We start from the raw sequence: 12,943 nt of genomic DNA on the forward strand, positions 1-12,943 counted from the left end.
CCGGCCGTGCCGGGATCGCCGGGCCGCGAGGAGGGGGCCGGGCGTCGCCGGTCCGGCCCGCACCGCAGTGAACGTCAGTTCGGGTTGTAGCCGGCGAGGCGGTCGTTGAGTTCGTCGTGACTGCGGCGGATGTCGGCGGGCCAGCGGCTCTTGATGTAGCTGAGGACGGCGACGATCTCGGCGTCGGTGAGGATGCCGGCGTAGGCGGGCATGTCGGTCAGGTAGGGCTGATCGCCGACCGTCTTCGGCAGACCGTTCTTCACGAGGTGGAAGAGCTGGACGTCCGGGTGGTGCCAGGTGTGTCCGTCCCGGTCGTGCGGTGGGGCGGGGAGCTTGCCGTCGGCCTTGCGCTCGCGCCAGTTCGGCTGACCTTCGAGGTCGGCCCCGTGGCAGCTCGCGCAGTTGGCGGCGTAGATCTTCGCCCCCTCCGCGACGACGGCGACGTCGTCCGGCGCGAGGGCGACCGCCGCGCCGTTGCCGGCGCCGTCGCCGCGCCACCAGGAGATCGCCGTCATCGCGCCGAAGGCAACGAGGAGCGTGCCGAAGAAGCCCAGCCCGGCGAGGACCGGCTTGCGGGGAAACGCCATGTCAGTGCCCTGCCGTCTTGCGCGCGTCGCCGGCCCCCGCAGGCGGCGGCGGGCGTCGGGAGGATGCGGCGAGTGTCGGTGTCCGGTGCATCGTCCTCAGGCCTCCTCGACTTCGACGAACGTCATCATGCCGCCGGCCATGTGCTCGATCATGTGACAGTGGAACATCCAGCGGCCGGGCCCCTCGCCGGCGAAGGCGATGACGACGCGCTCGCCCGCGCCCATCAGCACCGTGTCGCGCCAGGGTGCGTCGGTGACGGTCCGGCCCTCCCGCTCCACCTCGCGGAAATGCATGCCGTGCAGGTGCATTGCGTGCGGGAAGGCGGTGTCGTTCGTCATCTCCACGATGACGGTCTCTCCGCCTTTGAGCGTCACGAGCGGTTCCGCCATGTCGCCGGCGACGCCGTTCAGCGCCCAGACCCGGCCGTTCGACACGAGCTCGCGCATGTTCATCATCGTCCCGCCCAGGACGGCACCGCGCATCCGGCCCATCGCGCCGCCCTCCATCGCGAGCGGAATGCGCCGGGCGCCCTCGAGGTCGAGCGTCGGCCTTGCATTCGGGGCGAGGGGGACGACGGGGCCCCCGGAGCGTCCCTCCGGCGCGGCCTCGCCGGCGTAGACGACGCGCCCGAACGAGATCTCTCCGGTCAGGGTCAACCCGTTGATCGCGTGCTCCGAGCCGGGGGCCGCCGTCGCGTCGAGGATCACGTCGACGCGCTGGCCGGGGGCGAGCACGAGCGGCTCGACGTCGCTTTGCCGGCGCGGGGGAACCGGTTCGCCGTCCTCGGCGATCACCACCGTCTCGTGCCCGGAGAAGGCGAGGGCGAAGACCTGCGCGTTGGCGACGTTGACGAGACGCAGCCGGAGCCGCTCGCCCGCCCGCACCGGCAGGCGGATGTCGTCCGCGTTGTTCATCGTCACGACGTTGCCGAGGCGCCCCGCATGGGCCCACTCGTGAATGGCGCCGAACGTCTGCGAGACGCGGCCCGCGGCGTCGACGACCCAGTCGTCGAGCACCAGGACGAGGTCGCGGTCGACGGCCGGCGGCTCCGCCTCGTCGACCACGAGGACGCCGTAGAGGCCGCGGTCCTGCTGGTTAAAGCTGCGGAAGTGCGTGTGGTACCAGAAGGTTCCGGCGTCGTTGAGGTCGAAGGTGTAGGCCATCGTCTCGCCGGGGGCGACGGGGGGCTGCGTCAGCGGCGCGGCACCGTCCATCGCGTTGGGGGGCCGCAGTCCGTGCCAGTGGACGGAGGTCGGCTCCGGCAGGCGGTTGGTGAAGGCGACGTCGAGACGGTCTCCGACGCGGTAGCGCAGCAGCGGGCCCGGCACGGTGCCGTTGTAGCACCACGTGCGGGCGAGACGCTCCGCGCCGTCGAAGGCGAGGCGCTGGCGCCCGGTGCCGGCGACGAGCTCGTAGGGCGCGGACGCCGCCTGAAGCGGCCTCGGCCATAGGGCAGCGCCGGCGAGGAGCGCGCCCGAGCCGCTGAGGATGGTCCGCCGGCTGACGGCATAACCAGGGTGTTTCATGACTGGGTCCATTGTCCGGCCGCATGTCGCGGTCCGGGGAAGGAGCGGCCCCGCGAAGGGACCAAGCCGGGAACGTTCCGGCGTCTGGAAAGGCGGCGCATCGGCGGGCCGGAGCCACGCCGATGCCGTGCGCGCCGCCGGGTCGCTCCGGAGCGACCGGGAACGTCGGCGATCACGCGGCGAGTGCGGCCGTTCGTGGGGGAGGCGGGTCACCGGGCGTGAGGTCGGGGGCGAGGCCGCCGGGGGTGGCCGTCGACACCGCAGGGCCGCCGCCGGCCATGATGAGGGGGGCGGCCATGCTCGCCGGCGGCACGACCGTGCCGCAGACGCAGGCGCCCACGAGGCAGCAGTCGCTGTCCTCGAGGCCGTTGGCGCACACATTCACTCCGCAGGGATGGTGCCCTCCGGCCCGCTCGCGCGTCGCGACCGTGCCGCCGTGCCGTGCCACCGGGGAGGACGCAAGGGCCGGAGCATCCGACGTCGTCCATGCGGCGCTCCGCGACATCAGCGAACCGTCGGCGCGCGTCACGGCGGGCGACGAGAACGCCAGCCCGAGCACAACCACGACTTTCAGGACGAACGCAGCGTACCGCATGGGATTTGATAGGCGCGCGAGGAAAAGCCTGTCAACGCGAGCCTCGGTCCGGTCCGTCGCAAGGCCTGCTCCCGCCTCGCTCGCCCGGTCGGCCGCAAGAGGCCGCTCCCCGGTGCAGCCGCCCCATGGCTGGCACCGGGGGATACTGGAGGCCGGCCGGGGACGATCGGGCTATCGCAAGACCAACCCGCCATTGCAGAGACTTAGCCCACGTCATCCATCATGAGGATGGCGTTTGACGGGCCGCTTCATAAGCTTTGCGTGTCGCCGCATTCCCCACAATCTGAAAATTGCAGTCCGACGCTTGCGGGGATCGGAGACTTGCAGCCGTGTGCACCGTCGACGAGACTAAAGCAGCGGTACGCCGGGCAATATCGGTGGAACCGTCAATAAAAATACTTCGGGAGGAACCATGCTGAGATCCAGAATCCTGCTGGCCGCTTCGCTGTGCGCGGCGTCCATCGTCACGGGCGCCCAGGCGGAGACGCTGCGCTTCGGTCACTACGCGAACACGAGCGACACGCCCCACAAGGCGGCCCTCATGTTCAAGTGGATCGTCGAGGACATGACCGACAAGGCCCTCGAGGTCGAGGTCTATCCCGCCGGCGAGCTCGGCAATTCGGCCAACTCGCTTCAGGGCGTCCGCCTCGGCACGATCGACATCACCGTCACCGGCAATCCCTATTTCACCTCCTTCGCGCCGCAGGTGAACGTCCTCGACCTGCCGTTCCTGTTCGAGTCGCCCGAGCACGCGTACCGCGTCCTCGACGGTGCGGTCGGCGACGAACTGATGAACTCCATCAACGCCGTCGGGCTGCAGGGCCTGGCGTTCTGGGAGATCGGCTTCCGCAACCTGACCAACAACAAGCGCCCGATCCACACGCCGGAGGACCTCAAGGGCCTGAAACTGCGGACGACGCCGAACCCGGCGCACATCGAGGCCTTCACGATCCTGGGCGCGAACCCGGCGCCGATGCCGTTCGCCGAGCTCTACAGCGCGCTGCAGACCGGTACCGTCGACGGGCAGGAGAACCCGACGACCCACATCTACCACTCCAACTTCCACGAGGTGCAGAAGTACCTCTCCATCACCGAGCACGCCTATACCGCCGCGCCGCTGGTCATGAACGCGAGCAAGTTCGCCTCGCTGCCGGAAGACCAGCAGGAGGCGCTGCGCGTCGCCGCGAAGATCTCCGCCGCCTACGAGCGCGAGCTGAACCGTGTACTCGAGACCTCGAGCCTCGAGGCGATGACGGCCGCCGGCGTCGAGATCGACATGGAGCCCGACGTCGAGGCGTTCCGCGACCTGGTCGCCGAGAAGACCCGGGCGATGTACTCGGAGAAGTTCGGCGACGACCTGCTGACCAAGATCGACGCTCTGGCCCCGTCTGCCCAGTAAGTCCGACGTGATCCAACGCATCGAGACGGCGGCGACGTGGATCTGGCGCGTCGCTGTCGCTGGCCTGCTGCTGTCCATCACGGCGATCACCATCGCCCAGGTGGTCGCGCGCTACGGCCTCAACAACTCCATCGTCTGGGCGGAGGAGCTGAACCGGCTCCTCTTCATCTGGCTCATCGTGCTCGGCGCGGCGGGCGCGGACCACATGCGGATCGGCCTCATCGCCGATCTGCCCGGCCTCAGCCGTCCGCTGCGCGTCGTCGCGGCGCTCGGCGCGCTCGGCGCCATCACGCTCCTCGCCTGGGGGGCGTGGAAGCTGTCGGCCATGTTCTCCTTCGACCGCTACGTGACCCTCGACCTCTCGAAATGGTGGTACTTCGCCGCGCTGACGGTGGGGGGCGCGGTCTGGGCGGTCGCCGGCGTGTGGCGCGAGGTCTTCCATCCCGGAGGCGGCGCGCCCCAATGACCGCCCTCATTCTCGTGGGGACGATGGTCCTCCTCGCCCTTCTCGGCGTGCGCCTCGTGTTCGCGATCATCATCGCCTCGGTGGTCGCGCTGCTGGTCTACCGGCCGAACATCCCGTTCGCCGTGGTGGCGCAGCAGTTCCTGTCGGGGATCGACAACTTCCTCCTGCTGGCCGTCGCCTTCTTCTTCCTGGCCGGCGAGCTGATGAACCGCGGCGGCGTCACACGGCGCATCGTCGCCTTCGCGCAGACCTGCGTGGGGCACATCCGCGGCGGGCTCGGGCACGTCAACGTGCTGTCCTCGGTGTTCTTCTCCGGCATCTCCGGCTCGGCGGTCGCGGACACGGCCGCGGTCGGCTCGGTGATGATCCCGGCGATGGAGAAGTCCGGTTTCTCACGCGGCTTCGCGGCCGCGATCACCCAGACGTCGAGCGTCATCGGCCCGATCATCCCCCCGTCGATCCCGATGATCGTCTACGCGGTGCTGGCGCAGGTCTCGGTCGGCAAGATGTTCCTCGCCGGGATCGTACCGGGGCTCGTCGTCGCACTTTGCCTTATGGCGGTGGTCTACGTCATCTCCGTCATCCGCAACTATCCGTCCGACCCGTGGGCCGGATTCGGCGCGATCGCCCGGGCGGGGGCGGGGGCGCTCGTCGCCCTGCTGACGCCGGTCATCATCGTCGGCGGCATCCTCGGCGGGATCATGACCGCGACGGAGGCGGGGGCGGTCGCGGTCGCCTACGCTTTCGTGGTCGGCAAGTTCTGGTTCCGCGAGCTGACGTGGGGCGGCTGCTTCACCGCGCTGGTGGAGGCCGCGAAGGGGACCGCCACGGTGCTCGTCATCGTCGGCGCGTCGGCGCTGTTCGCCTGGATCGTCGCCGACCTCAAGGTCTCCACCATGGCGGCGGAGGCGATCTTCTCCATCACCAGGGACCCGTTCTGGGTGCTCGTCCTCGTCATGCTGTTCGTGCTGGTGATCGGGCTCTTCCTCGACCCGCTGGCGGCGCTCGTCATCGTGGTGCCGGTGTTCCTGCCGACGATGGTGAGCCTCGGCATCGACCCCATCCACTTCGGGGTGCTCATCGTCCTCAACCTGATGATCGGCCTGACGACGCCGCCGGTCGGCTACCTCATCTACCTGTCCGCGTACATCGCCCGCGAGCGCCCGGAGGTGGTGATCCGCGAGAGCCTTCCCTTCCTCGCCGCGCTCATCGTCGCGCTTCTCATCTGTCTCGTCTTTCCGGCCGTGGTGCTCACGTTGCCGAACCTCTACAGCGGAGGCTGACCGTCATGAAAATCCACGACCTCTCCATGCCGATCGAAGAGGGGCACCTGCGCTGGCCCATCGAGCGGTTCAAGAAGGGCAGCTTCGCCGATGGCGACCTGTTCGAGGCGAGCGGGCTGAAGACCACCTGCCACGGCTTCACCCACGTCGACGCGCCGCGCCACATGGTGCCGGGCGGCGACACCCTCGATGCGCTCGACCTGTCGCGCGTGTGCGGGACGGCGGCGGTGATCGACCTCACCGACATCAGGCCGAACGAGGAGGTGACCGCCGCCCGCCTCGCCGAGCGGGCCGGCCATCTGGAGAAGGGGCAGATCGCGATGTTCCGCTCCTGCTGGGACGAGCAGCGCGACTGGCGCGACGCGACCTTCTGGCTGGACGCGCCCTACATGTCGCGCGAGGCGTCCGAGTGGCTGCTGGAGCGCGGGCCGACAGCCGTCGCCTTCGACTTCCCGCAGGACTACACGATCCGCCTGATGCTGCACGGGGAGATGCGGCCGATCGTGGAGCACGTCACGCACGACGTCCTCCTGCGCAACAACGTGACGCTGATCGAATATCTCGTGAACACGCGCCAGGTGACCACGAAGACCACGATGCTGAGCGCGCTGCCGATCCGCTATTCCGGCTCCGACGGGGCACCGGCGCGGGTGGTGGCGATCGACCTGTCCTGACGCCGGGCGCGCTCGCCCCGCCGCCCGGCGACCCGCGTCCTCATGACGCGAGGTGGCCGGGACGCGGCGGGCGCCCGTGCTGCATCCGCCGTCCGCCAGGTGCAGGTCGCTTCGACCGATCCGACAACTTGCATGCAATCGCGATGATTTCAGGCGCCAAAGTGAATGGAGCGCTTGACGATCGGCGAAAGTTGAATGCAAAAATGGGGTCATGACACGAGGAATCGGGATCGCCCCCATGCCTGTTTGTGTCTGACGAAAACGCGCCGAAGAGCGCGTCGGTCAAAGAAATAGGCGGAAGGAAACAGCCATGGGATCTCCCTTCGACACGTTCTCGCGCCGTCGCTTCGTCGCCCTCGCCGGCGCCACGTCCGCGGCGGTACTCATGCGCCCGGGCCTCAGCCGCGCGGCGACGAGCCTCAAGCTCACGCACCCCGCCGACACCAGCCATCCCGTCCACACCACGACCGAGACGATGGTGAAGAACGTCGCCGAGCGGACGGGCGGCGAGGTGCAGATCACCCTGTTCCCGAACAACGCCCTCGGCTCGCCGACGGAAACCGCGCAGCAGGTGCGGGCCGGCGCGGTCGACATGATCATCCTCAACCCGGCCAACATCGAGGCGCTCTCGCGCACGGTGGGCGTCGTCAACATCCCCTACCAGTTCGAGAGCTACGAGCACGCGCACCGCACGCTGGACGTGACCGGCCGCGACTGGATGGCCGAGCAGCTCGCCAAGGCGGGCTTCACCTGGATCGCCAACTACGAATGGGGCTTCCGGAGCCTTTCCAACAGCGTGCGTCCGGTGAACACGCCGGAGGATATCGAGGGCATGAAGCTGCGCGTGCCGCCCGAGCTCGCGATCAAGCTCGCCTTCGAGGCACTGGGAGCGCAGACGCAGACGATCGCCTTCCAGGAGGTCTACCTCGCCCTCGCCAACAAGACCGTCGACGGACAGGACAACCCCGTCGGCACCACCTTCGCGGCGAAGTTCTACGAGGTGCAGAAGCACATCGCGCTCACCAAGCACATCTACGCGACCGTCATGCTGGCCTCCAATCCGAAGAGCTGGAGCAAGCTGACGGACGAGCAGCGCGCCATCATCCAGGAGGAGGCGACCGCCGCCGGCAACGACGCCCGCGCCCAGGTCGTCCGGCAGGAAGAGGACTACCTCGCCAAGATGGAGGAGTCCGGCGTCGCGGTCACCCGTCCCGAGATCGCTCCCTTCCAGGCGCAGATGGAGCCGGCCTACGCGCAGCTGCGCAGCAACATCGGCGACGAGGCGTGGGAGACTTGGAAGGGCTTCGTCGAGGCGGCCAAGACCCAGAGCTGACCGAGAACCAGAACTGAGCGGGACCCGGGCGCGCGGCCGCTGCCGGCGCGCCCGGTGTCCGCCACGTCCCCTTCCGCCTCCATCCCGGGTCGGTGCGCCTCATGCTGATGGTCGTCCTGTTGCTGGTCCTGTGTGCGCTGATCCTCATCGGCACACCGATCGCCGTTGCGCTCGCGGCGACGGCCATCGGAACGATGTGGTGGGCGACGGGCCCGGACCTGCTGTTCATCTTCATTCAGCGGCTCTACGTCGGGACCACGTCCTTTCCGCTGCTGGCGATCCCGTTCTTCATCGTCGCCGGCAACCTGATGAACACCGGCGGCATCACCGAGCGGATCTTCGCCGCGGCGCAGCTCTTCGTCGGGCGGATCCGCGGCGGCCTCGCGCACGTCAACGTGCTGGCGAGCGTCATCTTCTCGGGCATGTCCGGGTCGGCGGTGGCCGACGCGGCGGGCCTCGGCATCATCGAGGTGAAGGCGATGCGCGAGGCCGGATATTCCGGCCGGTTCGCCGCCACCATCACCGCCGTCTCGTCGACCATCGGGCCGATCATGCCCCCCAGCATCCCGCTGGTGATCTACGGTAGCCTCGCCAACGTCTCCATCGGCGCGCTCTTCCTGGCGGGCGTGATGCCGGGGGCGCTGATGGCGCTGGCGCTGATGATCGTCATCTCGGTCGTCGCGCGGGTTCGCAAGCTGCCGGTCATGGAGGGGCGTCCGGCGGGCTCTGAGGCGCGGCGGGTCTTCTTCGGCGCGCTGCCCGCGATGCTGACGCCGGTCCTCATCATCGGCGGCATCCTCGGCGGCCTCGCGACGCCGACCGAGGCGGCGGTTCTCGCCACCGCCTACGCGCTCTTCCTCGGCACCTGCGTCTACCGCGAGCTGAGGTGGCGGGACATCCCGGACATCCTGTGGCTGTCGGGCCGGCAGACGGTGCAGGTGATGTTCATCATCGCCGCCGCGGCGCCGTTCGGCTGGGTGCTCATCCAGCAGCAGATCCCGAACGCCGTCATCGAGGCGATGTTCAGCCTCACCAGCGAGCCGTGGGCGATCCTGCTGCTCGTCAACGCCATCCTCCTGATCCTCGGGATGTTCATCGAGGGGGTCGCGATCATCATCATCGCGTTCCCCATCCTGCTGCCGGTGATGCTGCAGATCGGCGTCGACCCGGTCCACTTCGGCATCATCATGGTGCTGAACCTCATGATCGGCCTCGTGACGCCGCCGGTGGGGATGTGCCTCTTCGCGGTGTCCTCCGTCAGCAACGTGCCGATCAGCGACATGGTGCGCGAGATGTGGCCCTACATGCTGGCCCTCCTCGCCGTCCTCCTCCTCGTGACCTTCGTGCCGGAGACGGTGCTGTGGCTACCGCATGCGCTGGGGTACGGCTCATGATCGCGGTGCTGAAGGCCGCTGACCGGGCGGTCGCGTTCGTCTGCCGCTGGGGCGTCACCGGCGCGCTGGTGGGCCTCTTCCTCCTGCTCCTCGCCGGCGTCGTCACGCGCTCGGTGCCGGTGGTGTCGATCACCGGGTCGGATGAGATCGTGGAGTTGCTGTTCGCCTGGCTCACCTTCCTCGGTGCCGTCGCGCTGTGGCGCGAGGGCGCGCTCTACAACGTGACGCTGGTGCTCGTCTCGGTGCCGCCGAAGGTACGTCACGCGATCGAGGTGTTCATCAAGTTCCTGATGCTGATGGTCGCCCTCGTGTTCCTCCTCAAGGGCTACGAGTTCATGGCCGGTTCCGGCGAGACGACGCCGTTCCTGCGCTTCGACAAGGCGTGGTGGTACGCGTCCGTGCCGGTCTGCGGCGGGCTGATGAGCGTCTACAGCATCGCCGGCCTCGTCCTCACCTTCCGCGGCCGCTTCGACGAGACGGAGCCCTCGGGCGGCCTGCTCGGCTGACCGGGCGAAGGCGGGCGCCCCGGCGACGGGCGGCGCGTCACGGGGCCGTCCGGCCGGCGCTCAACGATTTGGATCCTGCGTCGCGGCGCAGCTCGACAAGCGAAGGACAAGATCATGGCAGAACGGTTGGCTCAACGCGTGGCGATCGTCACGGGCGGCGCCGGCGGGATCGGCGGTGCCACGGGCCGCGTCTTCTGCGAGGAGGGGGCCAGCGTCCTCCTGGTGGATCCGGACCAGGACGCGTTGACCGACGTGGTCGCCGGGATCCGGAGGGACGTGCCAGACGCGAAAGTGGAGGGTGCGGCGCTCGACGTCTCCGGCGAGGACGCCTGCGTCGATGCGGTGGCACGGGCAAGGGCGCTGTTCGGCAACGTCGACATTCTGGTCAACAACGCCGGCATCCGCTCCTACGAGCCGCTCGCCGAGGCGAAGGCGGAGACCTGGGACAGGGTGCTTGCCGTCAATCTCCTCAGCTACGCCTACATGGCAAAGGCGGCGATGCCCGACCTGCGGCAGGCGGGGAACGGCGCCATCGTCAACATCTCGTCGACCTACGGCGTGACGGGGCGGGCCGGGATGGGGCAGTACGACGCCACCAAGGCCGGGATCATCGCCATGACGCGCACGCTTGCCTTCGAGGAGGCCGAGCACGGCGTGCGGGCGAATTCGCTGTGCCCGGGCTACACGCTGACGCCGTTTCACATCCGCCGCGCGGCCGCTGCCGGGACCAGCGAGGCCGACCTTCGCGCCGCGCCCGTCCACGACTGCATCATGAAGCGCTGGTGCGATCCGCGCGAGATCGCGATCCCGATCCTGTGGCTGGCGTCGGACGAGGCCTCCTACATCACTGCGACGAACCTCATGGTCGACGGTGGCCGGCCGGTGATGTGAGTGCGCGCCGGCGAGCCGCTGCGGCGGCTCACCCGTCGTCGGAAGGTCCGGCGCCGTGACGCCGGGCAGGGGGCGTCAGGCGGCCGCGAAGAAGTGGCTGTCCTGCGACTTACGCAGGGCGAGAAGCTCCGAGCCCGGCTCGATCTCGACGTCGGCGAGGCGGAACATCTCACCCTTCGCCACCGGCCGCACCAGCGTCCGGTTCGACACGAGGTAGAACGGGGCCGGAGCCTCGGCCGACAGGGGCGCGGCCGGAATCATCCGCGCCGACGCGTCGGCGACCTCGTGGTGGTGGCCGCCCATGTGCAGGACCTCGCCGGCGGCGAAGTCGCGGTCGGCGATCATCGCGAGGTCGGTGTGCGGCGTCAGCGCCACCGCCCCGGAGGACACGCCATGGCCCGCGGCATCCAGAACGCTCGTCGCAGCCTCGAGGCCGAGGAGGTGGCGGGGCAGCCACAGGAGCGCGGTGCTCCCGTCGCGGCTGAGGACGTGGCCCTTGTGCGCCAGCAGGCGCCAGGTGGCCCTGTCGGTGCAGCGCACGACCACGAAGACGCCGCCCGCGAAACTGAGCTCGTGCGGCGCGCGCATGCACTGGAAGACGTCGATCCGCCGCCCTTCGGAGAGGAGCCCGCCCTCGGACTGCAGGCGGAACAGGGTCGGCAGCTCCTCGATGCGGGCGATCGGCACATGGAGATCCGCCCGGTCCGCCATCAGCCCCGTGTGGTTGGAGACGAGGGTCATCTCGCAGAGGTCCGGAACCAGCTTCTGCGGCAGCCTCGCGGCGAGGCGCGTCCGCTCGGCGACGAGCCCGGCGCAGTCGCGGTCGCCGAGCCGGTCGAGCGCGCCGAAGCCGGGGACGTCGATCACCCGGCCATTGCTGTCGATGGTCTCGCGCGCCGCGTCGAAGACGAAGTCGTATTCGCTGGATTTGCCGGCGGCGACGATTTCGAACCCCAGCGTCTCGGCCCACGTCACCAGACCGATGAGAAGGCTCGGCTGATCCCCGTCGACCGGAGTGACGACGCGTCCGCGCGCGTTCGCCATCGCGGCGATGCCGGGCCCGACGACACTGTCGGCCTCCTTGCTGACCATGACGAGGTGCTTGTCCGCCTCGATCGACATGCGCGCGTGGCGCGCCCCGCCCTCCGGATCGCCGGTCGCCTCGACGACGACGTCCACCGGCAGGTCGAGCGCGACGGCGACGTCGCTGGTGGCGATGGCCTTGCCGCTCTCCCACGCCGCCTTGGCTTCGCCGGCCGTGGTGCAGACGGCGATGCGGGCACGGTCGACACCCGCGGCGAGGAACGCCTTGCCCGCCCGCCCGGCGTCGAGGTCCACGGCGACGCGCGTCGACATCAGCGCCATCCGCTCGCTTTGCGTGATGAAGCTGTTGCCGAAATCGCCGGTTCCGATCAGGCACGTGGTGACGGGCTTCACATCCCGGTAGTACGCGTGGAAGTTCATTTTGAGTTGCTTCGTTCTGCGTTCATCGTGCCGATCCACGGCGTGTTGCATGCAAAATGCGGCCGCAGTCAATCCGTAGCCGACATTTCCGGCCAAATCTAAAGGATTTTGCATGCAGAGTGTCGAGAGTGAACCGACCCCGGACGAACCCCTTCGCGACGCGTCGCAGCGCGGGCAACGGTCGGTCTACGCGGTTCAGTGCATCCGGGACATGATCGTCGCGGGCGATCTGCCGGCGGGTGAGCGGATCCCGGAGCGGGTGATCACCGAGCGGCTCGGCATCTCCCGGACCCCCCTGCGCGAAGCGTTGAAGATCCTGGAGGTGGAGGGGCTGGTCCAGATCTCGCCCAATCGCGGTGCCATGGTCGTCAAGCTCTCGCTGAGCGACGTGGAGGCGGTGATCGAGATGCTGATCGGCATGGAGCTGCAGGCCGCCGAGCTCGCCTGCAAGCGGGCGACCGACGAACAGATCGCCCGCGCGGAGGAGCTGCACGGGCAGATGAACGAGGCCTTCCGGCAGGGGGAGTTGCTGGCCTACTTCAACATCAACCAGGCGATCCACGAGCAGATCTTCGTGTGCGCGCACAATCCGGCGCTGCTGCGGGTCTACCGCGCGGAGAGCGCCCGGATCCGCCGGTTCCGCTTCGTCAGCAACCGGGAGGCGTCGCGCTGGCCGCGCGCCGTGCAGGAGCACGAGCAGATCCTCGACGCCCTGAAGCAGCGCGAAGGCGCGATCCTGCGCGAGGTGCTGCGGGCGCATCACTGGAACGGCTGGAAGGCCACCAGCAAGGTGCTGGGGGCGCAGTTCCAGTAACGGGCGATGC

13 protein-coding genes are annotated in these 12,943 nt (G+C 69.1%); 9 read left to right on the forward strand and 4 right to left on the reverse strand.

Going from position 1 to position 12,943, the window contains the following annotated elements; all coding sequences use genetic code 11:
- Positions 1-74: 74 nt before the first annotated feature.
- The 3 genes from DLJ53_RS11920 to DLJ53_RS35170 all read right to left on the reverse strand — a co-directional run bounded on the left by DLJ53_RS11920 (position 75) and on the right by DLJ53_RS35170 (position 2,709).
- Positions 75-587: a c-type cytochrome gene (locus tag DLJ53_RS11920; protein WP_244935057.1), complete on the reverse strand. Its 513-nt coding sequence runs from the start codon at positions 585-587 to the stop codon at positions 75-77.
- Positions 588-683: 96 nt separating this feature from the next.
- Positions 684-2,114, reverse strand: a complete 1,431-nt coding sequence (locus DLJ53_RS11925; protein ID WP_162409150.1) for a multicopper oxidase family protein — start codon at positions 2,112-2,114, stop codon at positions 684-686.
- Between the two features lie 172 nt (positions 2,115-2,286).
- Entirely contained in the window at positions 2,287-2,709 is a 423-nt protein-coding gene (locus tag DLJ53_RS35170; RefSeq protein WP_162409152.1) for a hypothetical protein, read from the reverse strand.
- A gap of 412 nt (positions 2,710-3,121) precedes the next feature.
- Here DLJ53_RS35170 and DLJ53_RS11930 point away from each other — a divergent pair, with 412 nt between their 5' ends.
- The 8 genes from DLJ53_RS11930 to DLJ53_RS11965 all read left to right on the forward strand — a co-directional run bounded on the left by DLJ53_RS11930 (position 3,122) and on the right by DLJ53_RS11965 (position 10,655).
- Positions 3,122-4,108 (forward strand): TRAP transporter substrate-binding protein, encoded by a 987-nt coding sequence (locus tag DLJ53_RS11930; RefSeq protein ID WP_111345383.1) that lies wholly within the window; start codon positions 3,122-3,124, stop codon positions 4,106-4,108.
- A gap of 7 nt (positions 4,109-4,115) precedes the next feature.
- Positions 4,116-4,574 carry a TRAP transporter small permease gene (locus DLJ53_RS11935; RefSeq protein ID WP_162409154.1) on the forward strand — a complete coding sequence of 153 codons (459 nt, stop codon included), beginning with the start codon at positions 4,116-4,118 and terminating at the stop codon, positions 4,572-4,574.
- Positions 4,571-5,857, forward strand: coding sequence for a TRAP transporter large permease (locus DLJ53_RS11940; protein ID WP_111345387.1), 1,287 nt, complete (start codon positions 4,571-4,573; stop codon positions 5,855-5,857). Before DLJ53_RS11935 ends, DLJ53_RS11940 begins: the two co-directional genes overlap by 4 nt.
- A 5-nt stretch (positions 5,858-5,862) precedes the next feature.
- Entirely contained in the window at positions 5,863-6,531 is a 669-nt protein-coding gene (locus DLJ53_RS11945; protein ID WP_111345389.1) for a cyclase family protein, read from the forward strand.
- 310 nt (positions 6,532-6,841) lie between these two features.
- Complete coding sequence (locus DLJ53_RS11950; protein WP_111345391.1) at positions 6,842-7,864, forward strand: TRAP transporter substrate-binding protein; 1,023 nt, start codon at positions 6,842-6,844, stop codon at positions 7,862-7,864.
- A gap of 101 nt (positions 7,865-7,965) precedes the next feature.
- Entirely contained in the window at positions 7,966-9,258 is a 1,293-nt protein-coding gene (locus DLJ53_RS11955) for a TRAP transporter large permease (protein ID WP_111345393.1), read from the forward strand.
- A complete protein-coding gene (locus DLJ53_RS11960; protein ID WP_211100578.1) occupies positions 9,225-9,764 on the forward strand; it encodes a TRAP transporter small permease in 540 nt (179 codons plus the stop codon). The genes DLJ53_RS11955 and DLJ53_RS11960 overlap by 34 nt, the downstream gene beginning before the upstream one ends.
- 114 nt (positions 9,765-9,878) lie before the next feature.
- Complete coding sequence (locus DLJ53_RS11965; RefSeq protein WP_111345397.1) at positions 9,879-10,655, forward strand: SDR family NAD(P)-dependent oxidoreductase; 777 nt, start codon at positions 9,879-9,881, stop codon at positions 10,653-10,655.
- Positions 10,656-10,730: 75 nt separating this feature from the next.
- Here the strand turns inward: DLJ53_RS11965 and DLJ53_RS11970 are convergent, their stop codons facing one another.
- The gene (locus DLJ53_RS11970; RefSeq protein WP_111345399.1) at positions 10,731-12,119 is read right to left on the reverse strand and encodes an NAD(P)H-dependent oxidoreductase; all 1,389 of its coding nucleotides are present in this window, start codon (positions 12,117-12,119) and stop codon (positions 10,731-10,733) included.
- Positions 12,120-12,231: 112 nt separating this feature from the next.
- Here DLJ53_RS11970 and DLJ53_RS11975 point away from each other — a divergent pair, with 112 nt between their 5' ends.
- A complete protein-coding gene (locus DLJ53_RS11975; RefSeq protein ID WP_111345401.1) occupies positions 12,232-12,933 on the forward strand; it encodes a GntR family transcriptional regulator in 702 nt (233 codons plus the stop codon).
- The last annotated feature ends 10 nt before the right edge of the window (positions 12,934-12,943 follow it).

Origin of the sequence: Acuticoccus sediminis, assembly GCF_003258595.1 — a bacterium.
GTDB classification, from domain to species: Bacteria; Pseudomonadota; Alphaproteobacteria; order Rhizobiales; family Amorphaceae; genus Acuticoccus; species Acuticoccus sediminis.

Coding starts and splice junctions, on each gene's coding strand:
- DLJ53_RS11940 (WP_111345387.1), top strand. CDS start 4,571: ATGACCGCCCTCATTCTCGTGGGGACGATGGTCCTCCTCGCCCTTCTC.
- DLJ53_RS11920 (WP_244935057.1), bottom strand. CDS start 587: ATGGCGTTTCCCCGCAAGCCGGTCCTCGCCGGGCTGGGCTTCTTCGGC.
- DLJ53_RS11955 (WP_111345393.1), top strand. CDS start 7,966: ATGCTGATGGTCGTCCTGTTGCTGGTCCTGTGTGCGCTGATCCTCATC.
- DLJ53_RS35170 (WP_162409152.1), bottom strand. CDS start 2,709: ATGCGGTACGCTGCGTTCGTCCTGAAAGTCGTGGTTGTGCTCGGGCTG.
- DLJ53_RS11950 (WP_111345391.1), top strand. CDS start 6,842: ATGGGATCTCCCTTCGACACGTTCTCGCGCCGTCGCTTCGTCGCCCTC.
- DLJ53_RS11925 (WP_162409150.1), bottom strand. CDS start 2,114: ATGAAACACCCTGGTTATGCCGTCAGCCGGCGGACCATCCTCAGCGGC.
- DLJ53_RS11975 (WP_111345401.1), top strand. CDS start 12,232: ATGCAGAGTGTCGAGAGTGAACCGACCCCGGACGAACCCCTTCGCGAC.
- DLJ53_RS11965 (WP_111345397.1), top strand. CDS start 9,879: ATGGCAGAACGGTTGGCTCAACGCGTGGCGATCGTCACGGGCGGCGCC.
- DLJ53_RS11970 (WP_111345399.1), bottom strand. CDS start 12,119: ATGAACTTCCACGCGTACTACCGGGATGTGAAGCCCGTCACCACGTGC.
- DLJ53_RS11945 (WP_111345389.1), top strand. CDS start 5,863: ATGAAAATCCACGACCTCTCCATGCCGATCGAAGAGGGGCACCTGCGC.
- DLJ53_RS11930 (WP_111345383.1), top strand. CDS start 3,122: ATGCTGAGATCCAGAATCCTGCTGGCCGCTTCGCTGTGCGCGGCGTCC.